Annotated in this window: 26 protein-coding genes and 1 pseudogene; 13 read left to right on the plus strand and 14 right to left on the minus strand. The window is 64.5% G+C overall.

Annotated elements, in window-relative coordinates; translation table 11 throughout:
- Positions 1-18: 18 nt before the first annotated feature.
- From SG26_RS14600 to SG26_RS14610, 3 genes are read right to left on the minus strand one after another with little or no spacing between them, the layout of a single operon-like run.
- On the minus strand, positions 19-483 hold the full coding sequence (locus SG26_RS14600; RefSeq protein WP_023843238.1) for a Mut7-C RNAse domain-containing protein: 465 nt from the start codon (positions 481-483) through the stop codon (positions 19-21).
- Positions 476-2,212 carry a DNA polymerase/3'-5' exonuclease PolX gene (gene polX, locus SG26_RS14605; RefSeq protein WP_050037960.1) on the minus strand — a complete coding sequence of 579 codons (1,737 nt, stop codon included), beginning with the start codon at positions 2,210-2,212 and terminating at the stop codon, positions 476-478. Before polX ends, SG26_RS14600 begins: the two co-directional genes overlap by 8 nt.
- Before the next feature lies 1 nt (position 2,213).
- Positions 2,214-2,666, minus strand: a complete 453-nt coding sequence (locus tag SG26_RS14610; protein WP_014040192.1) for a DUF5788 family protein — start codon at positions 2,664-2,666, stop codon at positions 2,214-2,216.
- A gap of 226 nt (positions 2,667-2,892) precedes the next feature.
- Between SG26_RS14610 and SG26_RS14615 the strand changes: the two genes are divergently transcribed.
- From SG26_RS14615 to SG26_RS14635, 5 genes are all read left to right on the plus strand, one after another.
- Positions 2,893-4,977 (plus strand): caspase family protein, encoded by a 2,085-nt coding sequence (locus SG26_RS14615; protein WP_050037961.1) that lies wholly within the window; start codon positions 2,893-2,895, stop codon positions 4,975-4,977.
- Between the two features lie 612 nt (positions 4,978-5,589).
- Positions 5,590-6,534 (plus strand): response regulator, encoded by a 945-nt coding sequence (locus SG26_RS14620; protein ID WP_050037962.1) that lies wholly within the window; start codon positions 5,590-5,592, stop codon positions 6,532-6,534.
- 86 nt (positions 6,535-6,620) lie between these two features.
- Positions 6,621-7,565 (plus strand): rhomboid family intramembrane serine protease, encoded by a 945-nt coding sequence (locus tag SG26_RS14625; RefSeq protein WP_050037963.1) that lies wholly within the window; start codon positions 6,621-6,623, stop codon positions 7,563-7,565.
- Between the two features lie 2 nt (positions 7,566-7,567).
- Positions 7,568-8,389 (plus strand): endonuclease V, encoded by an 822-nt coding sequence (locus tag SG26_RS14630; protein ID WP_174878658.1) that lies wholly within the window; start codon positions 7,568-7,570, stop codon positions 8,387-8,389.
- A 42-nt stretch (positions 8,390-8,431) separates the two neighbouring features.
- The gene (locus SG26_RS14635) at positions 8,432-9,256 is read left to right on the plus strand and encodes an SDR family oxidoreductase (RefSeq protein WP_050037964.1); all 825 of its coding nucleotides are present in this window, start codon (positions 8,432-8,434) and stop codon (positions 9,254-9,256) included.
- 32 nt (positions 9,257-9,288) lie between these two features.
- On the opposite strand, the gene SG26_RS14640 is transcribed toward SG26_RS14635, so the two are convergent.
- The 5 genes from SG26_RS14640 to mct form a co-directional block, all read right to left on the minus strand.
- On the minus strand, positions 9,289-10,377 hold the full coding sequence (locus tag SG26_RS14640) for a TRC40/GET3/ArsA family transport-energizing ATPase (protein ID WP_014040199.1): 1,089 nt from the start codon (positions 10,375-10,377) through the stop codon (positions 9,289-9,291).
- Positions 10,378-10,665: 288 nt separating this feature from the next.
- On the minus strand, positions 10,666-13,113 hold the full coding sequence (locus tag SG26_RS14645) for an ATP-dependent DNA helicase (RefSeq protein WP_050037965.1): 2,448 nt from the start codon (positions 13,111-13,113) through the stop codon (positions 10,666-10,668).
- 146 nt (positions 13,114-13,259) lie between these two features.
- Positions 13,260-13,820: a TATA-box-binding protein gene (locus SG26_RS14650; protein ID WP_004516850.1), complete on the minus strand. Its 561-nt coding sequence runs from the start codon at positions 13,818-13,820 to the stop codon at positions 13,260-13,262.
- Positions 13,821-14,023: 203 nt separating this feature from the next.
- Positions 14,024-14,464 carry a TRAM domain-containing protein gene (locus SG26_RS14655; RefSeq protein ID WP_014040201.1) on the minus strand — a complete coding sequence of 147 codons (441 nt, stop codon included), beginning with the start codon at positions 14,462-14,464 and terminating at the stop codon, positions 14,024-14,026.
- Positions 14,465-14,534: 70 nt separating this feature from the next.
- Positions 14,535-15,725, minus strand: a complete 1,191-nt coding sequence (mct, locus tag SG26_RS14660) for a succinyl-CoA:mesaconate CoA-transferase (RefSeq protein ID WP_050037966.1) — start codon at positions 15,723-15,725, stop codon at positions 14,535-14,537.
- A 121-nt stretch (positions 15,726-15,846) separates the two neighbouring features.
- On the opposite strand from mct, the gene glmS reads away from it, so the two are divergent.
- Genes glmS through citE form a run of 5 tightly spaced genes read left to right on the plus strand, consistent with a single transcriptional unit; the run spans position 15,847 to position 21,117 of the window.
- Positions 15,847-16,287 (plus strand): methylaspartate mutase subunit S, encoded by a 441-nt coding sequence (glmS, locus tag SG26_RS14665; RefSeq protein WP_050037967.1) that lies wholly within the window; start codon positions 15,847-15,849, stop codon positions 16,285-16,287.
- A 2-nt stretch (positions 16,288-16,289) separates the two neighbouring features.
- The gene (locus tag SG26_RS14670; RefSeq protein WP_050037968.1) at positions 16,290-17,753 is read left to right on the plus strand and encodes a methylaspartate mutase subunit E; all 1,464 of its coding nucleotides are present in this window, start codon (positions 16,290-16,292) and stop codon (positions 17,751-17,753) included.
- Entirely contained in the window at positions 17,743-19,011 is a 1,269-nt protein-coding gene (locus SG26_RS14675) for a methylaspartate ammonia-lyase (RefSeq protein ID WP_050037969.1), read from the plus strand. The genes SG26_RS14670 and SG26_RS14675 overlap by 11 nt, the downstream gene beginning before the upstream one ends.
- Positions 19,004-20,080 (plus strand): 2-methylfumaryl-CoA hydratase, encoded by a 1,077-nt coding sequence (gene mch / locus SG26_RS14680; protein ID WP_050037970.1) that lies wholly within the window; start codon positions 19,004-19,006, stop codon positions 20,078-20,080. The genes SG26_RS14675 and mch overlap by 8 nt, the downstream gene beginning before the upstream one ends.
- Positions 20,077-21,117, plus strand: coding sequence for an L-malyl-CoA/beta-methylmalyl-CoA lyase (citE, locus tag SG26_RS14685; RefSeq protein WP_014040206.1), 1,041 nt, complete (start codon positions 20,077-20,079; stop codon positions 21,115-21,117). Before mch ends, citE begins: the two co-directional genes overlap by 4 nt.
- Positions 21,118-21,132: 15 nt before the next feature.
- On the opposite strand, the gene SG26_RS14690 is transcribed toward citE, so the two are convergent.
- Both SG26_RS14690 and SG26_RS21685 read right to left on the minus strand, forming a co-directional pair.
- Complete coding sequence (locus SG26_RS14690; protein WP_050037971.1) at positions 21,133-22,251, minus strand: pyridoxal phosphate-dependent aminotransferase; 1,119 nt, start codon at positions 22,249-22,251, stop codon at positions 21,133-21,135.
- Between the two features lie 38 nt (positions 22,252-22,289).
- Entirely contained in the window at positions 22,290-22,433 is a 144-nt protein-coding gene (locus tag SG26_RS21685; protein WP_004961837.1) for a hypothetical protein, read from the minus strand.
- Positions 22,434-22,512: 79 nt separating this feature from the next.
- On the opposite strand from SG26_RS21685, the gene SG26_RS14695 reads away from it, so the two are divergent.
- Positions 22,513-23,022: a CinA family protein gene (locus tag SG26_RS14695; RefSeq protein ID WP_050037972.1), complete on the plus strand. Its 510-nt coding sequence runs from the start codon at positions 22,513-22,515 to the stop codon at positions 23,020-23,022.
- A gap of 36 nt (positions 23,023-23,058) precedes the next feature.
- On the plus strand, positions 23,059-23,565 hold the full coding sequence (locus SG26_RS14700) for a metal-dependent hydrolase (protein ID WP_050037973.1): 507 nt from the start codon (positions 23,059-23,061) through the stop codon (positions 23,563-23,565).
- On the opposite strand, the gene SG26_RS14705 is transcribed toward SG26_RS14700, so the two are convergent.
- Positions 23,562-24,323: a PHP-associated domain-containing protein gene (locus SG26_RS14705; protein ID WP_008309438.1), complete on the minus strand. Its 762-nt coding sequence runs from the start codon at positions 24,321-24,323 to the stop codon at positions 23,562-23,564. The genes SG26_RS14700 and SG26_RS14705 overlap by 4 nt on opposite strands.
- A 115-nt stretch (positions 24,324-24,438) precedes the next feature.
- On the opposite strand from SG26_RS14705, the gene SG26_RS14710 reads away from it, so the two are divergent.
- Positions 24,439-24,738, plus strand: coding sequence for a hypothetical protein (locus tag SG26_RS14710; RefSeq protein ID WP_004516837.1), 300 nt, complete (start codon positions 24,439-24,441; stop codon positions 24,736-24,738).
- A gap of 127 nt (positions 24,739-24,865) precedes the next feature.
- Here the strand turns inward: SG26_RS14710 and SG26_RS21175 are convergent.
- The 3 genes and pseudogenes from SG26_RS21175 to SG26_RS14720 all read right to left on the minus strand — a co-directional run.
- A pseudogene (locus SG26_RS21175) lies at positions 24,866-24,937 on the minus strand (transcription elongation factor Spt5); the annotation flags it as partial.
- A 134-nt stretch (positions 24,938-25,071) separates the two neighbouring features.
- Entirely contained in the window at positions 25,072-25,509 is a 438-nt protein-coding gene (locus SG26_RS14715; RefSeq protein ID WP_004516836.1) for a transcription elongation factor Spt5, read from the minus strand.
- A 4-nt stretch (positions 25,510-25,513) separates the two neighbouring features.
- A complete protein-coding gene (locus tag SG26_RS14720) occupies positions 25,514-25,693 on the minus strand; it encodes a protein translocase SEC61 complex subunit gamma (protein ID WP_004592944.1) in 180 nt (59 codons plus the stop codon).
- Positions 25,694-25,699 lie beyond the last annotated feature (6 nt).

The following is a 25,699-nucleotide window of genomic DNA, read 5'->3' on the forward strand; positions in this document are numbered from 1 at the left end:
CCGCTGACTTTCTACGTTCTACAGGCCGTCCAGCGTCGCCTGAACTGACGCCCAGTGGCTCCCTTTCCAGAAGTGCTGCCCGCAGTCGGTACAGCGCCAGACCGTCTCGTCGTCCGCGTTCGGTGCGTACTCCGGCGTCGGTGCCACCGGATCGACCTGTTCGACCGGCCCGTTGCAGACGCCACAGTGGGCCGGCTCCGGAGCGAGTGAAAGATGAAAGCCGGCATCGGCGAGTTCCCGCAACTGGTCCTCGACTGCCCGCTCGGTGAGGAGCACGCTCTCGGGTGCGCGGGCGGCGAGGTCGCTGTCCCGAGTAATCACCAGCCGGTCCTCACGTTCCGCTATAGCGAGGAGGTCGTCATCAGCCTCGGCGTCCCGGTCCAGCGCGTACGCCGTGTCGTAGCCACACATCCGCAGATAGGTGGCGAGCTTGCCGAGCATCGCATCGAGCACGAGCCGGTCGCTTGGGGAATTCTCAGGCATCGAGGAACTCGCGGAGGTCCTCGGCGTCGCGGGTGTTCAGCACGTCGTCCGTCTCGACCCAGCCCCGCCGCGCCGTGTGGACGCCGTAGCGCAGGAGTTCGAGATCGCGTGGGCTGTGTGCGTCCGTGTTGATGGCGATTGTCGCCCCGGCTTCGAGGGCCTGCTTGACCGCGCCGCCGCCGAGGTCCAACCGGGCGGGGTTGGCGTTTATCTCCAGCGCTGTGTCGCTGGCAGCGGCGACTTCCGCGAGGCGCTTGATGTCGACGTCCAGCCCCTCACGACGGTTGAGATACCGGCCTGTCGGATGGCCAATGACGTTCACGTCGGGGTGTTCCGCTGCGGCGACGAGGCGGTCCGTGCCGTCCCCGTCCAGCGCGGCGTGTGGCGAGGCGACGACCACGTCCAGGTCCGCCAGCAAGTCGTCGGCGACCGAGACGCTGCCGTCCGCGGCGATGTTGGCCTCGACGCCGGTGAACACGTCGATGTCGGCGTCCGCCGCGACCGACTCGACCTCTACTATCTGCTCGCGGAGTTTCTCGTCCGGGACGCCGACGCCGCCGACCATCCCCGGCCCCGTCGCGTGGTCCGTGACCGCGAGGTAGTCGTGACCGAACGCGGCGGCCCCTTCGACCATCTCCGCAATCGTGTTGCTGCCGTCCGACCAGTTCGTGTGGGTGTGGATATCGCCGCGGACCTCGCCCTCGGCGAGGAGGTCCGGGAGCGACCCGTTGGCGGCGGCTTCGACCTCGCCGCGGTTCTCGCGGAGTTCCGGCGGCACCCACTCCATGCCCAGCGCGTCGTACACTGCGTCCTCGGTTTCGCTGGCCACTAGTTCACCGGCCCGCTGGTCGTCATCCTCAACGCCCTCGACATCGAAGACCCCGTACTCGTTGACCTTCAGATCCCGCTCGATAGCGCGGTTGCGGACCGCCACGTTGTGGTCCTTGCTGCCGGTGAAATACTGCAGCGCCGCGCCGAACTCCGATGGGTCGACGATCCGCAGGTCGACCCGAACGTCGTCCGCGTAGGCGCTCGCTTTCGTCTCGCCGGACTCGATGACCCGGTCGAGTCCCTCCCAGTCGGCGAACCGCTCGACGACGGCCTCGGGATCGGTGCTCCCGACGAGCACGTCCACGTCGCCGATGGTCGGTCGCCAGCGACGAATCGATCCACCGAGCGCGCACTCCTCGACGGCGTCGCCGCCGGTCATGTACTCTCGAATCCGGTCGCCGTACGGCCGCGCCTCGCCGAGCAGCGACCGCTCGTGGGCCTCGCGGGCGAAGTCGATGTTGTCGAGGATGTTCTGCTCCGTTTTCGCCCCGAAGCCCGAGACTTCCTGTATCCTGCCGGCTTCGGCAGCCGACTCCAGTTCGTCGAGGGTGGTGATGCCAAGCGCCTCGTACAGCGAGCCGACGGATTTCGGTCCCACGCCCTCGACCGCCGTGAGAGCATCCATCTCGACGGGGAGTTCCTCGCGGAGTTCGGTTAGCTCCTCGATTTCGCCAGTGTTGACGTATTCAACGACCTTCGAGGAGATTGCATCGCCGACGGCGTCGATTTCGCCGACGCTGTCTTCCCCCTCCGCGGCGAGGCCCTCAATAGCCCCGGGGAAGTCCCTGATGTTCTCGGCCGCCCGGCGGTAGGCTCGGGGCTTGTACTCCACCCCTTTCGCGTCCAGCAGGTCGGCAAACTCTTCGAGCAGTGTCGCGATTTCGTCGTTCCGGCTCATATTAGTAGCTCCGCCCGGCACGACCCGTGCCGGAGTCCGCGTCCTCGTGACCCAGTGCTTTCTGGAGGAACTTCATCCAGCGCTTCCTGTCGGCCGTCTCCTGGGTCTGCGCTTCCTGTTCGATGTTGGCCGCACCGAGCTGTTCGAGCGCGTTGAGCGCCCGGTCGATACCGATGATGGCCGTGGCAAGCTCTTCGCCGCGCTCGTAGCTCACTTCGTTGTCCTCGATCCGCTGCTTGCGCTGGAGGCGCTCGCGCCGCAGGTTCTTTTTCGCCTGCTCGACGCGTTCGCGCTCGCCCCGCGGAATCGTCTCCCGACGCTTGATTTCGAAGACGAACGACTGGAGTTCGATCTCCTCGCCCTGCACGGTGATCTCATCGGGGATATCCGCACCGACGGTCGCGCTGTCGCGTTCGATGCGCTCCAGCAACTGTTTGCGCTCGAACTCTTTCACTACCTGAGTGTTAGACCGGGGTGCCCTTACCCGCTTCGCCCATCGGCTACCAGGGTTTCCACAGCGGTGCCTGTTTCGCACCATCCGCCTGAGCCCGGTCAGCGCCCTGTTTCAGGCGACTCTCGTGGGCGGCCCCGACCGATAGAAAACGAAGTCGGCGATATCTTTTTCATGGTTTCTGTCGTTCTCATTGTACGAGAGTAATACCGTCCCCCTCGCTTATTACATGACTCTAACGTTCGAACCGCTTGACGACCGCCCTGGACTTGCGGTTATTGATCAGATCGAGCGCCAGCGCTACCGGATACACACGCCGACCCCCGTCGCGCTCCGGGAGGCAGCGACCGACGTGTTTCAGTACCCGGTCGGGGACGCTGTCCGGATCCGAACGCGCGCTATCGAACTGCCGACAGTGGTCATGGTGTACGTCCGTGACGATGCCGGCGCGATAGCCGCCGAGGTTGCCCAGTTCGAGTCTGAGACGCTGCCGCCGGATGACTACGTGCTGGACCCGCTGACGCAGATCAAGACGTATATGCGGGTCGAGGACACCGCGGTAGAGGTCACCGTCGACTCGGACCGGACCCGTATCGAGTTCGACGCCCCGACAGACCTGCTCATCGGCGCTCGCTCCCAGCACGACCGGCCGGCGGCCACGGTCACGACGACCGAGCAACCGACCGACGTGATGGCCGCGGTCGAGACCTTCGGGTCGGCGCTCAAGGCCTACGACCCCGAGCGCTCCTACCCGACGCTTCGCGGCCATCCACCGGCGCTTGAGGTCGGAGACAGTCTGGACATCCCGTCGGATATCGACAGGCCGGACACTGGTGTCACGCTCGAACTGCCGCCTGACCTCGCTTCGATCTTCGTCGCCGCACCGCTGTCGTACTACCTCGGGGCTTCGCTCGTCCCCGCGTCCGAGCCGCGGCTCACAACCGACACAGGATTCACGTACTCGCTCGATACCGCACGGGGTTTCGAATCCGAGGTCGGACGCACGCTCAAACGCCTCTTCTTCCTCGATTGTGTCACGCGCACCGAGGGATTCCACCAGATCGACTTACACGAGCGAGCGGCCATCGAACCGTACGTCGACCTCAACTTCCAGTCGCTGTATCAGCAGCCGCTGGCGGAGCAGGTCGCTACCTATCTGCAGGTCCCGTACGACGTTATCGAGGACCATATCCCGAAGTGGCGGTTGACGACGCACATCGACCCGGTGCCGGCGAACGCGGAACAGCTCCCGTACGTCGTCGACGACCTGGCTATCGTCCGAACGCATCAGCAACAGCGGCTGAATCAGGCGAGCGTTCCGGCGGAGGTCGAGGCCGAATTCACCCGGGACGACGTCATCACCCGCGCCGCGAGTTCCGACGCTGCGACCGCTCCATCTGAGGCGGACTACGTCGAACCGCAGGCCGAGGACTCATTGGAACAGGCCTGGATCGGGGACAGCATCCCGATCGGTGCGAGCAAGCTGACCAAAGCGGCGTTCGAACACCGACTCGACCGCGACACGAACGCCGAGGACATCACGATTCGCGTCGTCCAGAACGACGCTCGCATGGACGAGGAACGGCAGGTCGTCGACGACGTGTACGGCACCCGCGACGACTTGCCGTTCGATGTCACGGTCCACGACGACCTGACGACGGCGGAGCTCAGGACCGTTCTCACGACCGACGCGGAGTTCTTCCACTACATCGGCCACACCGAACACGACGGCTTCGTCTGCAGCGATGGCAAACTGGACGTGACGGCGGTCGACTCTGTAGGGGTCGATACGTTCCTGCTGAACGCCTGCAACTCCTACAACCAGGGGTTAGCGCTCGTCGAAAAGGGTGCAATCGCTGGCATCGTCACGCTTAACGAAGTGCTGAACGACGGCGCGGTTCGCATCGGTCAAGCGGTTGCTCGACTATTGGATTCTGGCTTCCCCCTCCGAGCAGCGCTTACTATCGCACGCGGTGAGAGTGTTCTTGGCGGGCAGTACATCGTTGTCGGCGACGGCGGTGTGACAGTTGCACAAACAAATGGCGGGATGCCGAACCTGCTAGAGGTTCAAACCAGTGAAACCGGCTATAGCGTAGAGATGAAGGTTTATTCTACAGATGATAAAGCGTTAGGGGCCATTATTTTTCCACACATTACGAGTTCTGAGAAGCATTACTTAGTACCGGGTAGAATAGGTACATTCAATCTTTCCAGTCAGGAGCTAGAAGAGTTTCTGCAGATGCAACAAATACCGGTTAGAAATAGTGGGAATCTGTATTGGAGTGATTCGATAGATCTGAGCTCTATACATTGAGTATTTGCGCCAACCAATAATTCCGTTAACACGAAGGGGCCGCTCGATTGGAATAACTTGCTCTACCTTTATGGACCAGGGTATGCACTATTATTAGCTGCTGCAGTCCCCGCCTGTGACAGTAGCATCAGGAGGGTGAACAGTGCGCCGGCCATTTTCGGGTGCTCTGCGAGGTATTTGCGCATGGTAGTATCGGACATGATACGATTTTGATGTAGGTCGGAGAATAATTAAATTTATCTGAAGAGTACCTACATATTACATATTGTATTAAGTATAGAATTAAAAGATAAATCCAGAAACCAACACAGACAGCGGTTGTATCGACCGTATAGCGATTAAATAACACGAACGGGTGAAACGTTCAGAAGAAGGCCCACAGCGATACACCCCATCAGTAGCGTTTAGTAGACTGGTATGTAACTACTGGCCAGGATTAGGTATTGATGCCTAGATGGAATTCGCCTGACTATTATTTGAAATATATACGTCCTGCTGGCTCGCTTCGGGGACCAGACGTAGGGGGGTCGGGGTATACAACAATCACTACCGGCCTGACTGAATGGCTGATTGCGTTCGACTTCTGTACTATCGACAGCACCGGGAGAAAAGATGACCTCTGAGGAGGAGTGGCGGCTCGGAGACAAGATAGTGGAACTCTCCAGCGAGGCCATCAGCGGAAGTCGCCGCGCGACGACGCGTCACACACCGCTTCTCCGGACCGAATCAGCGGATCAACACGACGAAATGCAGACAGAGGTACCGATTCCGCTGGCGAAGGTCGAGCAGTCCCAGCAGTGTACTGTGTTGCACGTCGACGACGACCCACAGGTCGGTGAACTGGTCGAGATGTATCTCGAACGCATCAACGACGACTTCGACGTCGTGACGAAGACCAGCGCCGTCGCCGCGCTCGATTTCCTCCGGACCGAGCAGGTCGACTGTATCGTCAGCGACTACGACATGCCAAACACCGACGGGCTGGAGTTTCTGGAACTCATCCGCGAGCAGTACCCGGACATCCCGTTCATTCTGTTCACCGGCAAAGGGAGCGAGGAGATCGCGAGCGAGGCCATCGCGTCGGGCGTGACGGACTACATGCAGAAGGGAGGCCGGTCAGATACGTACGACGTCCTCGCCAACCGAATCGAAAATGCTGTCGAGCAACACCGCACCGAACAGCGGTTCTGGAACGCCCTCTCGTGGTATCAACGGCTCGTCGAACAGGAGCTCGCGGGCGTCTGTATCATTCAGGACGGGACGTTCGTCTACGTGAACCAGAAGCTGGCCGACATTTTCGGCTACGACCAGAGTGAACTCATCGACGAATCACCGACTATACTCACTCCAGAGGGCGACGAAAGCCGATTCCCCGGCGCACTCCGAACGGCAGAGTCAAACGAGCTTGATACGTTCCATTCGGAATTTGCGGGGCAACAGGCCGACGGCGAAACGCGCACCATCGAGGTGTCCGGCGGGTCAATCGAGTACGACGGCGAACCGGCGTGGATCGGCGTGCTCCGGGACGCTGAAAGCAACCCTGACATCGGCGAATAAGCCGCTGCGTCGCGAAACCCGTCACAGACTGACAGCCGACAGTATAAGCACAATCCCTTTCCACCGCCCACTCCTACCGTAGGACAATGTCGGAGTGCGATGCCTGTGGAAAGCAGGAGAACATGCCGTACCAGTGTGGGCACTGTGGCGGGACCTACTGTGCGGAACACAGACTGCCCGAGGCCCACGATTGCCCCGGACTGGATAACTGGAGCGATCCGGGCGGCGTGTTCGACAGCGGGTTCGACGAGAGTGTAAACACTGGCCAGACCTCCGGGGGCGGCGGCGTCGCCGACCGGCTCGGTATCGACACCGGACCCGGCGGGCCGCTGGCGTACTTCCGGGGGAACGTCACGTACCTGTTCCTGGCGATCATGGGTATCGTGTTCATCCTCGAACACGTCGTCATCCTTTCCCTCGGTCGCGAAGCCTTCCAGACGCTGTTCGTCCTCCATCCGAACAATCCAGAGTACGTCTGGACCTGGGTCACGTCGGTGTTCTCACACGCCCCATTTGGATTCTACCACATTTTCGGGAACGGGATTATCATCTACTTCTTCGGCCGACTCGTCGAGCAGCAGATCGGGTCGAAGAAGTTCGCGATTTTCTTCCTCGTGTCCGGCGCGCTGGCTGGCCTCGGACAGATCGCAATTCAGACCGTGCAGGGAACGTCCGCCGGCGTCCTCGGAGCCAGCGGTGCGGCGCTAGCTATCATGGCGTTCCTGACCGTCCTGAAGCCTGATCTCCGCGTGTACCTGTACTTCTTGATCCCGGTCCCGATCTGGGCGATCACCGGCTTCTACTTCCTGTTGAGCATCTTCGGGTCGCTCAATCCGATGGGGGCCGGCCTGCTCGGCGGGAACGTCGCCCACCTCGCCCACCTCATCGGCCTCGTCATCGGCCTCTGGTACGGCCAGAAAATCAAGGGGCAGACCCGGATGCCCGGCCAGATTCAGTTCGGCGGTGGCGGCGGCCCAGGCGGCCCCGGTGGCCCGGGCGGTCCCGGCGGTCCGGGCCGGCGTCGTCCGTGACGATGGACCCAGTTCGCCCCGATTTCATCCCCGACCCGTCGCTATCTCAGGCGGAGATGGAGGCGCTGCAACGCGACATTGCCGAGGTCGCGCGGTTCGAGGACGACCTGGATGTCTCGCCAGCGGCCATCGCGTCCGCTGGGGATGCACCGGACGACGACCAGACGACGCTGAGCGCCAGCACCGACGACACAACGAACCCGCCGCTCGTCGCCGGCGTCGACCAGGCGTTCGTCGACGACAGAGCCGTCTCGGCTATCGTCGTACTACGGAACGGCGAGGTCATCGAGCGGGTCAGCGCCGTCGAGCGAACCGAGATTCCATACATTCCCGGCCTGCTGTCGTTCCGCGAAGGCGGCGCAATCCTGGCCGCGTTCGCGGAGTTGGAGGCCGACCCGGACGTGGTACTCGTCGACGGCAGCGGTCGAATCCACTTTCGGGAGGCCGGCCTGGCGACACACATCGGCATCACACTGGACGTACCGACCGTCGGTGTCGCCAAGAGCCTCCTCTGTGGCGCGCCGGAGCAGTCCCTCGACGAGACGTACCCGGAAGGGACGCGGATTCCGATTGCAGCCGACGACAGCGTCGAGACCTGTCCCGACGGGACGGTCATCGGCCACGCACTCCAGACGCGGCAGTACGACTCGCCGAACCGGTATATCAATCCACTTATCGTCAGCCCCGGCCATCGCGTCAGCGCAAGTACGGCGGCGGACATCGTCGAAGCCACCGCCGACGGCTACAAGCTCCCCGAGCCGACCCGGGTGGCCGACAGCTACGCCGACGAGGCAAAGGCAGCCGTGAATAATCCGTCCGAATAACCGACAGTATAACTTCCCGGGGTGTGTTCTCCCGGCCAACACATGGCGAAGACGGTGCTGATTACGGGTGCGTCCTCGGGTATCGGGCGGGCGAGTGCCGAGGCGTTCCTGGCCGACGACTGGACTGTCTGGGCGACCGCCCGCGAGGAATCGGACATCGAAGACCTCGGCGAAGACGGCTGTGAGACTGCCGAACTCGACGTGACGAACCCGCGCGAATGCGAGCGGGTCGTCGAGGCGCTCATCGAGGCCGAGGGACGGCTCGACTGCCTGGTGAACAACGCCGGCTACCCGCAGTTCGGCGCGGTCGAGGACGTGTCGACGGCGGCGCTCCACGAACAGTTCGACGTGAACCTCTACGGCCCGCACCGACTCATCCGCGAAGCGCTCCCGCATATGCGTGCCCGGGAGAACGGGACCATCGTCAACGTCTCCAGCGTCGCAGGCCGTATCGCGTTCCCGAATCAGGGTGGCTACGCCGCTTCGAAGTTCGCCCTGGAGGGGCTCAGCGACGCGCTCCGGATGGAGGTCGAGGAGTTCGGCATCGACGTGGTGCTCGTCGAACCCGGACCGGTGGAGACCAACTTCGACGACCGCGCCGAGGAAGAACTCGACGAGCTCGACAAGTCCGGCGCGTACGACTGGCTGTACCAGGCCCACGAGGATTCGAACCTCGTCGGCATCCAGGACGCGCTGTCGGTCACGCCCGGCACGGTCGCGCTGACTATCCGTGACGCCGCCAGCGCCAGCGACCCCGAGCCGCGGTATCCCGTCGGTCAGGGCGCACAACTGCTTCTCATGCTCGATTACCTGCCGGCGCGGTGGCGCGACGCGGCCTTTGGCGTCATCCGGAAACTGACGAGTTAAGCAACGACTGCCGCCCGATACACCAATCCGTCTCAGTCCAGACAGGCCGCCACAACCGACAGCAACCGCTCGCCGCGCACTTCCTCGGCGAACAGCGGGACGCGGCGCACATCGTGGCCGCGGAACATGTCCTGTGACCGGGCCAGCGCGTCCTGCTGGACCTGCCAGCGCCGGGCACAGAACTCGCAGTCGGCGTGGTTCGGGCCGGCGATGTCTACGTCCTCGCCGAGCACTTCGCTCGGGTCCTGCATCACCCGGTTGACGACGACGGTGCTGACGGGAATGTTGAACTCGCCGAGCTGGGCGAGCAGTCGCTCGGACTCGACGACTGAGAGTTCTTCGGGCACCATCACGATGCGGAAATCCGTCTTTTGCGGGTCCTGTAGAATCCCCCGGAGGTGCTCTATTCGGTCCGAAAGCTCCTGCAGGTCCTCGATGCCGGCCTCGGCGTCGACGTCCTGATCGTCGCCGAACATGCCGGTGAGGTTGTCCATCATCCCCGAAAATCGCTCGCGGAGTTGCAGAATCTTCCCAACCATCGAATCCATCGTCTCGGGGAGTTCCAGCAGTCGGAGCGTGTGACCGGTCGGGGCGGTGTCGATGACGACGCGGTCGAAGCGGTCGTCGTCGACGTAATCCAGCAGGAGGCGAAGGGCCGCGGCTTCGTCGGCCCCGGGCATCGACCCGCCGAGGAGTCCCTCCTCGCCGCCGAGGGGGTCCTCGCCCTGGCCTGCGCCTGCTGCGCCGCCTGCGCCACCGCCGAACATGCCGTCGCCGCCGAGCAGTTCGCCCACGCCGCCGAGTGCGTCCTCTTCGACGCCGAGCGGCCCTTCACCGACGGCGGCCTCCGGATCGATTTCTGCGGCGTACAGCGGGATGTCCTCGCGGATGCGCGTCGGTGTTGCCGGGATATCTGCCTCCAGCGTGTCCGACAAGGAGTGGGCGGGGTCCGTAGAGACGACGAGCGTCGCCGTGTCGTCGCGCGCGGAGGCCAGCGCGGTGGCCGCGGCACACGTCGTCTTGCCGACCCCGCCTTTCCCGCCGTAGAGGACGTACTCCGCCGCGTCGATTCCCGCGGGTGCGTCGATGTCGTCGACTGCCTCGACGTCGAGTTCGCTCATGCCAGAAGCTACGCTCGTCCGGCCTTGAGTACTTCCCGAAAAGGAGTTATCCTACTGCCTCGAGGAACGTGCTTCACGGACGTCCGCGCCGTCCCGGAGTTTGTCCTCGCAGTTCGGACAGACCCGGGGGCCATGGCCTTCGACGGCTTCTGGTGTAAAAACCCGTACGTACTGCTCGGTTACGAACTCGCCGCAGTTCTGACACTCGGGCATCTATAGGTACACTCGTTCCACGATGTAAATGCTTTCCGCTGACAACGAAATCTTCCGGTTAATCAACAGGCGGCACTACTGGTGGTCGGCCCAGAACGAACCCAGTTGGCTCGCGAGGAAATCGGGTGTCATCCGGGTGAACTCCTCGCGCTCGCCAGCGGGCAGGTACTGATACACCGAATGGCGCGCGTCCGGCGTGTATCGGCGGCCGACTAGCGCCCGCACGCCGACCTCGTCGACACCGCGGATGACGCGACCGATGGCCTGGCGCGCGCGCCGCACGGCCGGCACTGTCAGGGCGTACTCGAAGGCGTTGTCCTCGCCGAAGGCGTCGCCGTATGCTCGCTGGACACCCCGGACGCGGGGCGACCCGATATTCACCAGCGGGATGCCCACGACGGCACAGGTCGATAGCTTCTCGCCGTCGTAGTCGACACCCTCCGTCAGCGTCCCGCGCGTCGACGTGACCATGACTTTCCCGTCGCCGCTGAAGAACTCGCGTTTCAGCCGTTCGGTCTCCTCGTTGCTCGATGACTCGTCCACGAGGACCGACTTCTCGACGGCTTCTTGCAGGTATGCGCCGGCCCAGCGCGCTTCCCGATAGTTCGGCATCGCTATCATCACATTTCCGGGTGAGCGACCCAGCGCGCGCAGCGCCTGGGCGTACTCATCACGCGTCGGGTTCCAGCTGTCACCGAGCGGCCGCATCGTCTCGGGGTCGCCGCGGTTGCGCGCGGTAAACGGCGTCGCATCGACGAGATACGACGCCCGGTTCTCGGACGGGAACGGCAGATCGTACGTGGTCGTGCGGACCGGTCGTCCGTCGCCGGAATCCTCGTCGGGGGCCGTCGACCCCGTCTCGGCCATCGAGTCCAGCCCGGAAACGCGGGTGAACACGTCCAGCGGCTCCAGCGTCGCGCTCATCAGGATACCGCCCCCGAGGTCGTCGAAGACGTTCCGCAGGGCCGTCGCGGGCATGCAGTTGTAACACAGCAGGCCCGGCGTGTACACGGCCTGGTAGTCGGCGTCGAGGCTCTGCCCGTGATTGGGCGAGTGCTCCAGTTCGATCTCCCGGAGGAACGTCGCGTGGTCGCGCTCCCACCACTGCCCGGCCAGCACGCCGACGGCGGCACAGACCGGCTGGCGGGTCAGCCCGAGCTGGTCGATCGCGTCCTCGACGGCGGCCCCGACCTGGGACAGCGAGCGCCAGAGCGACCCGTCGTAGCCCTTGCGCTCGGCCCACTCGGTCAGTTCGTCCTGCTCGACCGTGTCGGGGTCCCGCAGCGGGATTTCGCGGTCGTGCTCCGGCAGGGTCGACGGGTCCGCACGCCACCCCTCGTGTTCGGCGTCGAGAAACGCCTCGACGCGGTCGTCGAGCCACCGCACGAGGTCATCGTAGAACTTCCGGGCCTGGTCGACTGCGTCCAGCGGGACCTCGCGGGCCGACAGTACCTCGCGGACCTGCGCCTTGTGGTCGGCGCTCTGCTGGGCGCGCTGGATGAGCGTCGTGCAGTCGTTGCGCGCCTGGACGAGCGTCTGGCGGCCCAGACGGTCCGACAGGAGGTCCCGCACGCGCTCTTCGAGCCGGTGGGCCTCGTCGACGATGACGAGCGTCTGGTCGTCGAGCACGTCCGACAGCAGGGGTCGAGAGCCCGGGTCGAACAGGTGGTTGTAGTTCCCGACGATCACGTCGGCCTCAGAAAGCATGACGCTCATGACCCGGTGCGGGCAAGTCCCGCGCTCCGTCGCCGCCGGGAGGTAGTCGTCCATCGTTACGACGTGTTCCTCGCCGGCCGAGAAATCGACAGGCGACCCCTTGTTGCGGGCGTACCAATCGGCTTCGAACGGACAGTACAGCGGCGGGTCCGATCCGTCGGCCATCGACTCCGGGGCGGTCGGCTGGGCCTGTCGGTACGGCGAGTTCGCACCCGCTGTCGAGAGCGTGTTGTCGCCCAGCGTCGCCTGGTCGGCGGCGTCGGGACGCGCGACCGCGGCGAGGTCCTGGCCCTTCCGCGGGTCCCACCACTGGTCGTCGTCGGCCTCACCGGCGATTGCGGCGTCCGCGACGGCTGCGCCGTCCGAGCGCCCGCCGTCCTCGACCAGCCGCGCCGTCGCCTCCCTGAGGTCCTCACAGCGGTCGTGCGTGCTCACGTCGTCGGGGAACTGCCCTTCACGACCGTACGGGCAGAGGTCGCGCTTGCCGACCAGCGAGATACCGTCGAAGGGCTCCTCTATTCCAGCGTTGAGCGTCCGAAGGTCGTCGACGAACTGCTGGAGCTGCTGTTTGACCGGGGTGACGACGACCATCCGTTCGTACAAATCCGTATCGCGGACCAGCGTCGCGCCGGCGGTGAGCGCGGCCATCGTCTTGCCGGTCCCGCAGGGCCCCTCCATCGCGAGAAAGCCGCGCGCCTTGCCCGCCTCGATGGCTCGTTCGACGGCGTCAGCCTGGTTCTCGTATGGCTCGTCGAAGCCGAAGTACGTGCGCCAGGACTCCGTACCCGTCGAGGCGGGGTCTGCCATTGGGCCGGGATTAGTCGTCCCGGTATTTGAACCGCGGGGTTCGAGTCCATCGCCGTCGCTCCCGCTCTGTGTGAACAGTGTCGAGACCGCAATGAACGGAAAAACGGGCAGTGACTGACCGCCGCCCAGTCACTAGCACCGAGCCGTTAGTCCAGCAGGCCGAGATCGCTGAGTCGCTCGACGATAGTGTCGACGGCTTCCTCCGCGTCCTCCTTTCGCTTCCCGCCGGTGACGACGAGCTTCCCCGAACCGAACAGCAGCGCGACCACGTCGGGCTCGTCCAGTCGGTAGACGAGGCCCGGGAACTGCTCCGGCTCGTACTCGATGTTCTCGAGGCCGAGGCCGATTGCGATGGCGTTGAGGTTGAGCGAACTCCCGAGGTCCGCGGAACTGACAATGTTCTGGACGACGATTTCGGGGTCGTCGTCGACCTGGATGTTCAGGTCGCGGAGTTTGTCGAAGACGATACGCAGGCTCTGGTGGACGTCGTCCGTGGATTTCGCACCCGTGCAGACGATCTTGCCCGACCGGAAGATGAGCGCGGCGGATTTGGGGTCCTGTGTCCGATAGACGAGGCCCGGGAACTGCTCGGGGTCGTAGTCGGCCCCCTCCAGGTCCATCGCGACGCTCTCGAGGTCGAGTTCTTGTCCGATACCGGTCGAAGCAACGACATTTTCGATGTCAATGCTCTCTTTTGGGTCGACCATATAGTGTTTTAAATACCGGATTTAAATCATATAAACGTTTGTGATGCTGTGATTACTAGTCGTTCTTCGACCTCTACCGCGTCCGACAGATTCCATTCAAGTAGGGGCACGTCGGCCGAGCGACCCGCTGTGACTGTTTGTTCCGGCCCTGTAAGGACTGCCAGCCCGGCGGTCACTGGGCCGCTGAAAACGGAACTGTTCCGCTATACGGTCCGTCCGTCGTTGTCGACGACGCTCGCAAACGCCACGTTCTCCTGTACGGTCTCGATCTCGACGGTCGGCGAGTCGCCCGGTTCGCCGTCGGGGACGATGACGACGTAGCCCCGCTCGACCTTGGCGATGCCGTCGCCCTGGTCGCCCAGCGATTCGATGGTGACGTTTCGGATCTCGCCCTCGTCGACCGGTGGTTGCGGGACGCCGGTGTCGGCTCGCTCCGGGTCGGTATCCTGTGTGGGCGTCTGTGGCTGGGCTGGCGCCGACGAACCGGCATCGACCTGTGATAGCAGACCGACGCGGTAAGTCTCGCCCGGCGAAATCGCGCCGTGGGACACTTCGCTTTTCGGAATCTCGACAATATATCGGTCCCCGTCAGTCTCTACTCGCGCACTGAACAATGTACTGAGTGCATCTGGAACTTCGACCATAGCCTATTCTACGGCTCATGATAGATAATGGTCCTGCCCTGATGTGGTGAAAATTGCCGGCAGTTGGCGATCAGTCGTCGCTTTCGACGCGATTGGTGCCCGTACCGACCCCGGCCTCGTCAAGCAGTTCCGCCCTGTGCTCGTCTAGCAGCGGCGCGCGACCACCGGGCGAGGGCATGGTTTCGGTCATCTTTATCGGACTGCCGGCGATGGTTATCTGTTCGTCGGCGCCGGGCTGGTCGACATCGGTGAGCATCTCCCGGTCGTGGATGTGGGGGTCGTCGAAGATGTCGGCGGTGTTCTGGACCGGCGCGGCCGGCACGCGCCCTTCAAGCAGGTTGAGGAGCGTCTCCGAATCGATGGTGGCTGTCCAGTCGGCGATTTCGCGGCGCAGGGACTCGCGGTTCGCGATCCGACTGCCGGCGTCGGGGTAGTCCGCGGCGAGGTCTGGACGCTCCATCGCCTCGCACAGCGTCTCCCAGTGGCCGTCGGCAAACGCCGCGATGACGACGTGGCCGTCGGCGGCCTCGAAGGAGTCGTACGGGAACAGCGTCGGGTGAGAGTTCCCCTGCCGGGTCGGCGACTCGCCGTCACAGGAGTACTGGTACACCGTTCGCTCACACAGCGACACCATCGAGTCGTACATCGCCGTATCGACGTACTGCCCCTCGCCAGTGCGTTCGCGGTGATGCACGGCCGCGAGGATACCGACGGCGTTCAGCACGGCAGTGAAGAGGTCGCCGACGCCGGGGCCGACCTTCGTCGGCGGGCCGTCCGACTGCCCCGTGATTTCCATGACCCCGCCCAGCGCCTGCGCGATGAGGTCGAACGAGGGCTGGCCCTGCCGGTGGGTTTCGCCCGTCCGCGGGTCGCCAAAGCCCCGGATGGAGGAGTAGATGAGGTCCGGGTTGTGTTCCCGCAGCGTCTCGTAGCCGCAGTCGAACTTCTCCATCGTGCCAGCCTTGAAGTTCTCGACCACCACGTCTGCGCGCTCAACGAGCGAAAGGAACGCCTCGCGATCTTCATCGGTCCCCAGATCGAGTTCGAGCGAGCGTTTCCCGCGGTTGACGCTCTGGAAGTAGCCGCCGTAGGCTTCTTCGTCACCGTCGCTCACGAACGGCGGGTTCGACCTGATGAGGTCGCCGCCGGGGCGTTCGACCTTTACCACGTCCGCGCCCATGTCTGCGAGCAACATCGTACAGTACGGTCCGGCGAGGACCTGTGTCAGGTCGAGCACACGCAAGTCGTCAAGCGCACCCATGGGAAAACCACGACGGGGCGGCCGCATAAACCTTCTTGAATGTCCGTTATAAATTCCTTAAGGCCATATTATCATGAAAGACCATTAGGTTTATCACTACCCGCCGATGACGGGGTAGTACATGCCCCGGACCGTTATCCTCGGCGTGATTGGCTCCGACGCGCACGTCGTCGGCATCACGATTCTAGAGCAGGCGCTCTCGGCCGCTGGCTTCGAGGTCATCAACCTCGGCGTCCAGACGTCACAGGACGAGTTCGTCTCCGCCGCGAAATCTCACGACGCCGAGGCAGTACTGGTATCCTCCCTGTACGGGCACGCCCGTCAGGACTGTGAGGGGCTTCACGACGAGCTCGACGACGCCGGGCTCGACGTGCTCACCTACGTCGGCGGGAATCTCGCTGTCGGACAGTCCGACTTCGAGGAGACGCAGGCGACCTTCCGACAGATGGGTTTCGACCGCGTCTTCGACGCGGAGACGGACCCGGAGGAGGCAATCGAGATGCTCCGCGAAGACTTGCAGCTATCCACAACAGAGGCGGAGCAGATCAGGGTTGACGGGTGACTATGCCAACTGACGAGCGACTCAGCGACGACCAGCTACAGCGCATCGCAAACGAACTCAGGGACAACTGGCACACGGGCCGGGAAGTCGACTTCGAGGAGGCCATCGCCTTCCACGAGTCGCTGCCGGCCTCGAAGCAGTTCGCCCAAGTGCTGGAGTCCGCCGACCAGCCGCTCCTCCAGCCGCGAGCGGGCGTCCCTTGCCTCGAAGAACAGATCGACCTGCTGCGGTATCTACAGGACGAGGGCGGTGCGGACCTCCTGCCGACGACCATCGACTCGTACACGCGCGACAACGAGTACGAGAAGGCCGAGGAGGGACTGGCCGCCTCCCGCGGCAGCGACGAGAACGAACTGAACGGCTTCCCCGCGGTGAACCACGGCGTCGAAGACTGCCGGCGGCTCATCCGGGCGCTCGACGCACCGGTCGAGGTCCGGCACGGCACGCCTGACGCCCGGCTACTGGCGATGGTCACGCTTGCCGGCGGCTTCCAGAGCTTCGAGGGCGGGCCGATTTCATACAACATTCCGTACACGAAGCGGCACGACCTCGCGACGACTATCGAGCACTGGCAGTTCGTCGACCGGCTCTGTGGGGCCTACACCGAGCGTGGCGTGACAATCAACCGCGAACCGTTCGGCCCGCTGACGGGCACGCTCGTCCCACCGAGCATCGCCATCGCGGTGATGCTCGTCGAAGGCGAGCTTGCTGCGACACAGGGCGTCCGGTCGCTCACGCTGGGCTACGGGCAGGTCGGAAACCTCGTGCAGGACGTGGCGGCGCTGCGCGCCCTGCGGAAGCTCGGTAACGAGTACCTCCGCGACGAGGTGACCGTCACGACCGTCTTCCACGAGTGGATGGGCGGCTTCCCGCCGGACGAGGCCCGCGCTAACGGCGTCATCAGTCTCGGCGGCGCGACGGCAGCCGTCGCCCAGCCGGACAAAGTCATCACGAAGTCCGCCCAGGAGTTCCAGGGCGTGCCGACGAAGGAGGCCAACGCGGCCGGGTTGCGGACGACGAGACAGCTTATCGATATGATGATCGAACAGGATATCGACCTCGGGGGTATCGACGAGGAACAGGCGCTCATCGAACGGGAGACACGGGCGCTGATGGACGCTATCTACGAGGCCGGCGACGGCGACGTTGCACAGGGGGTCATCAACGCCTTCGACAGCGGCGCGCTGGATGTTCCCTTTGCGCCCAGCGACGCCGCCAAGGGCGCGGTGCTGCCGGCCCGAGACGATGACGGCCGGGTCCGCATCTTCGAGTTCGCGGACCTCGCGCTCCCGGACGACATCAAGGAGATCCACGCCGCGCGGCTCGGCGAGCGGGCCGAGACCGAAGGCCGCGACCAGTCGTTCCGGATGGTCGCCGACGACGTGGACGCCATCAGCGACGGGAAGCTCATCGGCCGTCCGACCGGCGACAACAGCCCCGCAGGGGGTGCCAGCGATGCGGATTGAGGACGTTCGAACGGTTCCGGGCCTCTCCGGGTTCTTCTTCGACGACCAGCGGGCCATCAAGGACGGGGCGACCCAGAGCGGGTTCGCCTACGACGGCCAGCCGGTTACAGAAGGGTTCGACCGCATCCGCGAGGCCGGCGAGGCGCTCATCGTGGAAATCGAACTCGCCGACGGCTCCATTGCGACAGGCGACTGCGCCGCAGTCCAGTACTCCGGGGCCGGCGGGCGCGACCCGCTGTTCAGGGCCGAGAAGTACCGCCCCGTCGTCGAGGGCCCGGTCGCCGACGCGCTCCGCGGACAGGACGCGACGCAGTTCGGGGCCAACGCGACGATGCTTGAGGAGATGGACGCACAGCGGTCGGGCGGCGACCAGCTCCACACTGCGGTTCGGTACGGCGTTTCGCAGGCGCTGTTGAACGCCGCCGCGCAAGCGCGGGGAGTGACGCCGACGGACGTGCTCGCAGACACCTACGACACCGAGCCGGCGACCTCGCCGGTCCCGGTGTTCGGGCAATCGGGCGACGAGCGCCGTATCAACGCCGAGAAGATGCTCATCAAGGGCGTTCCGGTCCTGCCCCATGGCCTGTTCAACAGCGTCGAGAAGGTCGGCGAGAACGGCGAGGGGCTGCGCGACTACCTCGCCTGGCTCTCGGACCGGGCCACGGCGCTCGGGCCGGAGCCGTACTCGCCGCGCTTCCACGTCGACGTGTACGGCATCCTCGGGAAGGTGTTCGGGCCGCCGTACGACCGGACCGAAGTTACCGACTACTTCGAAACGCTGCGGGAGGCTGCCGCACCGTACCCCCTTCAGGTCGAGGGGCCAATGGACGCTGGCGGCCGGCAGGCACAGATAACCGCGATGGCCGAACTCCGCGAGGGACTGGCCGACGCCGGCGTCGATGTGGACATCGTCGCCGACGAGTGGTGCAACACCTTCGAGGACGTGCAGGCGTTCGTCGACGCGGAAGCGGCCGACTTGGTCCAGATTAAGACGCCGGACCTCGGCGGCATCCAGCGCTCGGCCGAAGCGGTGCTGTACTGCGATGGCACGGACACCCGGGCCTACGTCGGCGGGACGTGCAACGAGACCGTGACTTCCGCGCGGGCCTGTGCCCACGTCGCACTGGCGACCGATGCCGCCCAAGTGCTGGCGAAACCCGGAATGGGCTTCGACGAGGGGTTCATGGTCGTCACGAACGAAATGCGGCGGGCGCTTGCCAGGCGAGACGCCGCCCGGGAGGTGCCAGCCGATGACTGACTGGTCTGACCCCGACGCGCTGGACCTCTCGGACGGCGAGACGTTCGACTCGCTGCTTGACCGGGCCGATACCAGGGAGAAGGGCCACTTCTTCGAGTTCTTCGCGGAGGGCGACGAACTCGCTCACGACCCCGGTCTCCGACTCTCCCACCACGGCAGCGAGCAGTGGATGGGCCAGACACTCAATCACGACCCGGCGTACTGGCGGGCAGACACCGCCCGCGAGCGCGGCTTCGAGGAGCGCCCGGTTCACCCGGACTACCTGCTGGCGTGCGTGATGGGCATCACCGTCGAGGACCTCTCGGAGAAGGGCGGCTACTTCCTCGGCCGAGACGACGTGGAGTTCCACCAGCCCGCGACGGCCGGGACGCCGCTGTCGGTCACCTCGACCGTCGTCGACACCCGAACGTCCTCCTCCCGGCCGAAGTACGGCATCGTCACCTGGGAGACGGAGGGTCGGGACCGCGAGACTGGCGAGACGCTGGTCTCCTACCGGCGAACGAATATGATTCCGCGCCGCGAGCCTGCGGCGACCGACGGCGGCGCTGTCGGCGAACAGGACGAGGGCGGACCGGCAATGCCTGACACTCTCCTCTCGCCCGACGGCGAACGTTTCGGGGATTTCCAAGCGGCACTCGACACCGCCCGCGAGGAGAACGCCGCCGTCGCCTACCGCCACGAACGCGGGCGGACGATGGACGACCAGCTGGTCGCCGGCCTGCCGCTTTCGACGCTCAACACCGCTCGCCAGCACCACAACCGCGACGAGATGGCCGACTCGCCGTCGGGCGACATCGTCGCCTACGGCGACGTGACCCGCTCGATTGCGCTGGCCCACGCCCGCTCGGACGAGGCGACTTACCGCGAACAGCGGTTTGCTGACGAGCGGTTCCACGATTTCGTCACGCTGGGCGACACCGTCTACGGCTTCACCCGCGTCCTCGACTGCGACCCAGACGCCGGGCCGGAACGAGCCGGCGCGGTCACGTTCGAACACGTCGCGTTCAATCAGGAGCAGACCCCGGTCTACTCGGGCCGGCGAACCGCACACATTCAGCGACACCAATGACACGACTCTGCCGAACCTTCCAGACCGCACCGGCCGCGATACCGAACGACAACAGCGCGAAGTTCCTCGTCTCGGGACTCACCAGCGAGGGATTTCAGGCCCCCGACTGGCTCGTTCCCGACATTGAGGACGGCACCGCCCCGTCGATGAAAGACGAGGCCGTCGACAACATCGTCGAGCACGTCCCGGACCACGCCGACGACTTCGCCGGGGACATTCTCCCGCGGGTCGAGTGGGCCTACGACGACGCCGACGCCCGCGAGCGCGGCATCGAGCAGGTGACCCGCCTCGCGGCCGAGGTCGGCGAGGAACTGGACGGCTTCGTCTTCCCGAAGGTCGGCCGCCTCGACGACGTGCGCGACGCCGCGGGCGTCGTCGCCGACGCGGAGCGCGATGCCGGGCTTCCCGAGGGGACGCTGGAGATGGCGATCATTCTGGAGACCGCTCCCGGTCGCTCGGACCTTCGCGAGATCTGCCAGTACGCCACAGACTCCCGGCTCTCCGGGCTCGTGTTCGGGCCGGTGGACTACACAGCGGAACTCGGCGGCCGCGCGCTCAACGGCGAACGGCCCCGCTGGGACGGCCTGCTCGAAGCTCTCTCGAACGAGACGAGCGCCGCTGACATCGTCGCCATCGGCGGCCCCTTCGACCAGTTGTTCCACGAGCGCGCCGGCGTTACCTACTACAACGCCGAGGGGTACGCCGACCAGGTGGAACACGAGGCGACCATCGGCATCGACGGCTCGTGGTCGCTGCACCCCAAGCAGACCGAGCAGGCGAATCGCATCCACATGCCGACGGTGGAGGAACTGGAGCGAGACCTCCACAAGATCGAGTCGTTCAACGAGGCCAAGCGCGAGGGGACCGGCGCAGTCGTCGTCGACGGCCAGATGGTCGACGAAGCGACCTACAAGAACTTCGCCAACACCGTCAAAACCGTCCGGGCTATCGACGAAACCCATCCCGCCCAGACCGAGGAGTACTACGACGACGACCTGCTGGCGCGGGCGAAAGACGTCGAACTGATCTTCGGCTAAGCCGGCAGTCGCTTTTTACTCGAAATAGTTCGCCAGCCGTTGGGCTGCCTCGTCCACCCGAGGCGTCACGAGTGCGAATCGTATCCAGTCACGCCGAGACTCGCCGAAGGCCTCGCCGGGCATCCCGGCGACGCCGGCCTCGTCGATAAGTTCGTACACGTTCTCGAAGGAGCCCGGGAAGCCGGGGAACCGCGCCATCACGTAGAAGCCGCCATCGGGGCGGTTGTACTCGGCCCCGACTTCCGCCAGCGCAGCGCAAAAATCGTCGACGCGGTCTTCGAGTCGCCGTCGGCACGCGGCGTAGTAGTCGGGACTCGTGGTCTTCAGCGCCCGCAGGACGGCGTACTGCGCCGGCCGGCTCCCGGTAACGTTCGTGAGCATGTGCTGGGTGCGAGCGCGTTCCAGAAGTGCGCCGGTCGGGCCGTCCTCCGGCGGGAAGATTGCATAGCCGACCCGGAAGCCGGTGATCGCCATCGTTTTCGAGAGGGAGTTGGTGGCGACGACGTGGTCGGAGTCGGCGTGCAGCGCCGAACTGAACCGGCCCGCGTAGTCAAAGTGGTCGTACACCTCGTCGCTGAGCAGCAGCGCGTCGTACTCCTCGGCGATGGCTGCGAACTCGGCCATCGCGTCGGCGTCGTACACCGCGCCGGTAGGGTTGTTCGGCGAATTGACGACGATGACCGCCGTCTCCTCGCTTGCGGCCGCCCGAACGTCCGCGGGGTCCAGTCGGTTGCGCTCGTCGACTGGGACGAAGGAGATGTCCGCGCCGACGAAGTTTGCCCGGCCGGCGTAGTAGGGGTAGACCGGGTCCGTCAGGAGAATCTCGTTTCCGTCGAAGTGGTGGAGTCCGCCGGTCATCGCGAGGTGGTTTGCCTCACCCGCGCCGTTCGTGATGAGGACTCGGTTCCGGTCCACCCCACGCCGAGCGGCGATTTCATCGCGGAGCGGCGTCAGCCCGACGCTGGGCGGATACTGGTAGTCGTCGGCCGGAGCCTCGGCGTAGTCTCTGAGCCCGTCCCGAAGCCCCTCGGGCGGGTCCCAGTCGGGGTTGCCCGACACCATGTCCACCACGTCCCGGTCGGCCCGGGCCGCATACTGCATGACCCGGAAGAACTGGGGTTCCGTGTAGTCCATACCCGGTCTCGGGCTGCCGGCCCCGTTTGCTTTTCTGTCTACTGGCGGATGTACAGCGTCAGTCCGCCGAGGACCAGCAACAGCATCCCCCACAGGAGGTCCGACCCCGGCAGGACCCAGAGGAATAGCGTCACGAGACCCGAGGTAACAAGTGACCAGCCAAGCGTCGTCTGATAGCTCATACACGCAGTTGTGTCTCCGAACTGAAAGTATTCCGGCCCGCCCTGAACGCTTATTCGCCCATCGCGACAACTACCGCTAATGACAGACGATACAGCGGACCCAGTCGAGAAGCGCGTCGGCAAGCGTCTCCGAGAAGCTGATGCCACAGTCGCTACCGCGGAGTCCTGTACCGGCGGCCTTGTCGGGTCGAAAATAACGGACATACCCGGTTCGAGCGACTACTTCGACCGCTCGCTGGTTACCTACTCCTACGAGGCCAAGCGAGAGCTGCTCGCCGTCTCGCGGGAATCGCTGGACGCCCACGGCGCAGTCTCAGAACCGGTCGCTGTCGAAATGGCTCAGGGCGCTCGTGATACCGCCAGGACAGACTGGGGCGTCGCCACGACTGGCGTGGCCGGGCCGAGCGGCGGCTCGTCGGAAACGCCCGTCGGGACGGTGTACATCGCCGTCGCCGAGGCCGCCCCGTGGGGGACCAACGAGTCCGGCGTGACAGTGTCCCGCTACGAGTTCGATGGCACCCGTCGCGAGGTCAAGGCGGCCATCGCGACACAGGCGCTCCGGGACCTGGAAACCACCTTACAGGAGTAGTAAGCTCTTTCAGTTGGGACACGGACGGTCAGGTAGATGAACAAACGTGGGCACGTCCTGAACGCCGTCCTCTTGAGCATCGGACTGGGATACGTTCTTGACCCCTCGGGCGACGTGACGACCTTCGCAACAATCGCGGAAGTGTTCCTTCCCATCGTCTTGGGCGCACTGTTTCCCGATGTCGACACCGCCTTCGGCAAGCACCGCAAGACCCTGCACAATCTCCCCGTCCTCATCATATTCTTGGCCCATCCGCTGTATCACGGCGGCAATCTCCAGTGGGTGTGGCTCGGCGTCCTCACCCACTACGTGCTGGACTACTTCGGTTCCCGCCGGGGCATCGCGCTGTTTTACCCCATCTCGGACAAAGAGTACGGGTCACCGACGGGTGTGACGACTTCCAGTGAGTATGCGGAGGTTGTCACCGTCGCGATTACCATCTTCGAACTGGCCGCGGTCGGGCTGTTGATACATGTGCTCCCACAGTACCTGCCGCCGTCGGTCCGTACCTTCGTCGTCGAGAACAGCGCGTTTCTGGTTTAGTACACTTTCACATCGTCGAACCGACCGCTGTACGCGACGTGGTCCGGATGAGTTGGCTCGGTGCCCTGTAGCATCAGCCGGTCGAACTTGCCCCAGGTGTTTTCCAGCCCCAGGTGCGCCCACTCGACTGCCCGGCGGATGTCGTGTGAGAGGCCGTCACGATGGAACAGCGACCGCTCCACGTCGTCTTTCAGCGCTGCACTGAGCGCCGCCACGTCGTCGAACGCCTCGGCGAAGTTCACGTAGGCCTCGCCGACGGTACCACGAACGTGGGCATACGACGAGACGAACGGCTCGTGGCCGGTCTCCGACGTGAACGACTGCGCGCGGTCTCGGTGGTGGGACAGTTGCTTGGGGTTGTACACTTCCAGCGCGTCGATAACGTCGTCGTACGCTTCGATGTCGTCCAGTCCGAGGCTCACGTTGAGAAACCCGGGGTGGGGGACGAGCACGGCTGCGCCCTGACGGTCCAACTCTCGCATCGCGCCGTCGAAGGTGATGAAATCCGGGATCGGCTCTTCGAGGCCAATCGCCAGCACATGCCTGCGCTGTTGCCAGGTGCCAGTAAATATCTCTCTGGCTGGAAACACAGTCAGCTCTTCGTCGGAAAACGCCTCTGCTTGCCGCCGTATCTCCGGTAGCCGCGTGAAATGCGGCGCGTACACCAGCGCGTCGAGGCCACGTGCCTTCGCGCGCTCGACGACCCCGTCGTCGAGCACTTTCACGTGGAGATCAACGGCGTACCCCTCGGGTTGCACGGTGAACGCTAACTCCGTACTGCCATTAGGGGTTTCCGTTTCGGCAGCCTTCGGGACAGACCGATGACAGGTGGCAGCCAACGTTTTTAACCCCGCGTCGCATGCCACTGAGCAAATGCCACGCTGGGAGTGCGACATCGAAGGGGACGACAGACAGTTCGACCGCGTCGAGGAGCTTATCATCCACCAGTCGGTCGAACACGACCGCATCGAGTGCAAGGTCTGCGGTGCCGTCGTCCCCGACGGCTACTTCGCTATCAAGCACGCCTTCGACGAACACTCCCGCGCGGAGTACGTCCGCGCCTACGACGCCTCTGCCGCCGAGGTCCGCCGCCGCGAACAGATCAAGGAGTCCGTCGAGGCCGCCGCCAACATGAGCGAGGTCATCGACCGACTAGAAGGCGGCGAAGCGTAGCGACTACGGGTTTTGAAACGTCGGCTGACCAGCCCCGTGTCGACTGCTAGCTGATCGAGGAACTACCGTTCCCGCCCTCCGACGGGCCGCTTTGCACCCTGTTCGAATTAAGCGAGAACCGCCTCGCTCAGCGCTCTTCGGAGTCGAGAACGCGAATCTGGTCGCCACGCACGGTGACCGGAATCGGGACCGTCGCTTCCTACTGCTCCACCTTTTTCTTCGTCGGGTACGCTCACTGTGTTCGCGCACCACTCCTCGAAAAACGTGGGCGAAAAAGCGGGCCCTCACGTCGTTCGGGCCAGTGAACCACCGGCTCCGCCGGTGGATATGTGCCTACCGCTCTTCGGAGTCGAGAACGCGAATCTGGTCGCCACGCACAGTGACCGGAATCGGGACCGTTGCCTCGTACAGTTCGACGGTGACCTGATCCTTGCCTTCGTCGATGCGCTGGACCTGCGCCTTCTCGCCCTTGAACGGGCCGGCGATGAGTTCGACGATGTCGCCCTCCGCGATGCCTTCCACGTCCGGTTTCGGCGAGAGGAAGTGCTCGACTTCCGCCATCGAGGACTCCCCCTGCACGACGCCGTTGGCGTGGGGTATCTCGTCGAGGATCCGGTCGAAGACGTTGTGATCGTCCGCTTCGACCATGACGTAGCTCGTGAGCGAGTCCGGTGCGAGCGCGGCGTGGATCTCGTCTTCCTCGCGGGAGATGATCATGTCCGCGACGGTGCGTTCCTGACTGGCCGTGGTTTTGACTGCGTAGATTCCCATCGGTTTACACCGGCTTGCTGCCAGGGATGAAGGTCATCACGGCGAAGATGATGAACCCGAGCAGTCCGACCAGCGCGATGCCCGCGCCGGCGATTTTCGCGATCTGGGAGAACTCCTCCCACGACGGCGTACTCGCCAGTTTGAGTACGCGGATGTAGGAGGTGAGATCGTATGGAACGTCCATAGCGGG

The sequence above is a fragment of the Haloarcula sp. CBA1115 genome, from assembly GCF_000827835.1.
Classification (GTDB): Archaea; Halobacteriota; Halobacteria; order Halobacteriales; family Haloarculaceae; genus Haloarcula; species Haloarcula hispanica.

Coding starts and splice junctions, on each gene's coding strand:
- SG26_RS14600 (WP_023843238.1), bottom strand. CDS start 483: ATGCCTGAGAATTCCCCAAGCGACCGGCTCGTGCTCGATGCGATGCTC.
- polX (WP_050037960.1), bottom strand. CDS start 2,212: ATGAGCCGGAACGACGAAATCGCGACACTGCTCGAAGAGTTTGCCGAC.
- SG26_RS14615 (WP_050037961.1), top strand. CDS start 2,893: ATGACTCTAACGTTCGAACCGCTTGACGACCGCCCTGGACTTGCGGTT.
- SG26_RS14620 (WP_050037962.1), top strand. CDS start 5,590: ATGACCTCTGAGGAGGAGTGGCGGCTCGGAGACAAGATAGTGGAACTC.
- SG26_RS14625 (WP_050037963.1), top strand. CDS start 6,621: ATGTCGGAGTGCGATGCCTGTGGAAAGCAGGAGAACATGCCGTACCAG.
- SG26_RS14630 (WP_174878658.1), top strand. CDS start 7,568: ATGGACCCAGTTCGCCCCGATTTCATCCCCGACCCGTCGCTATCTCAG.
- SG26_RS14635 (WP_050037964.1), top strand. CDS start 8,432: ATGGCGAAGACGGTGCTGATTACGGGTGCGTCCTCGGGTATCGGGCGG.
- SG26_RS14640 (WP_014040199.1), bottom strand. CDS start 10,377: ATGAGCGAACTCGACGTCGAGGCAGTCGACGACATCGACGCACCCGCG.
- SG26_RS14645 (WP_050037965.1), bottom strand. CDS start 13,113: ATGGCAGACCCCGCCTCGACGGGTACGGAGTCCTGGCGCACGTACTTC.
- SG26_RS14650 (WP_004516850.1), bottom strand. CDS start 13,820: ATGGTCGACCCAAAAGAGAGCATTGACATCGAAAATGTCGTTGCTTCG.
- SG26_RS14655 (WP_014040201.1), bottom strand. CDS start 14,464: ATGGTCGAAGTTCCAGATGCACTCAGTACATTGTTCAGTGCGCGAGTA.
- mct (WP_050037966.1), bottom strand. CDS start 15,725: ATGGGTGCGCTTGACGACTTGCGTGTGCTCGACCTGACACAGGTCCTC.
- glmS (WP_050037967.1), top strand. CDS start 15,847: ATGCCCCGGACCGTTATCCTCGGCGTGATTGGCTCCGACGCGCACGTC.
- SG26_RS14670 (WP_050037968.1), top strand. CDS start 16,290: ATGCCAACTGACGAGCGACTCAGCGACGACCAGCTACAGCGCATCGCA.
- SG26_RS14675 (WP_050037969.1), top strand. CDS start 17,743: ATGCGGATTGAGGACGTTCGAACGGTTCCGGGCCTCTCCGGGTTCTTC.
- mch (WP_050037970.1), top strand. CDS start 19,004: ATGACTGACTGGTCTGACCCCGACGCGCTGGACCTCTCGGACGGCGAG.
- citE (WP_014040206.1), top strand. CDS start 20,077: ATGACACGACTCTGCCGAACCTTCCAGACCGCACCGGCCGCGATACCG.
- SG26_RS14690 (WP_050037971.1), bottom strand. CDS start 22,251: ATGGACTACACGGAACCCCAGTTCTTCCGGGTCATGCAGTATGCGGCC.
- SG26_RS21685 (WP_004961837.1), bottom strand. CDS start 22,433: ATGAGCTATCAGACGACGCTTGGCTGGTCACTTGTTACCTCGGGTCTC.
- SG26_RS14695 (WP_050037972.1), top strand. CDS start 22,513: ATGACAGACGATACAGCGGACCCAGTCGAGAAGCGCGTCGGCAAGCGT.
- SG26_RS14700 (WP_050037973.1), top strand. CDS start 23,059: ATGAACAAACGTGGGCACGTCCTGAACGCCGTCCTCTTGAGCATCGGA.
- SG26_RS14710 (WP_004516837.1), top strand. CDS start 24,439: ATGCCACGCTGGGAGTGCGACATCGAAGGGGACGACAGACAGTTCGAC.
- SG26_RS14715 (WP_004516836.1), bottom strand. CDS start 25,509: ATGGGAATCTACGCAGTCAAAACCACGGCCAGTCAGGAACGCACCGTC.
- SG26_RS14720 (WP_004592944.1), bottom strand. CDS start 25,693: ATGGACGTTCCATACGATCTCACCTCCTACATCCGCGTACTCAAACTG.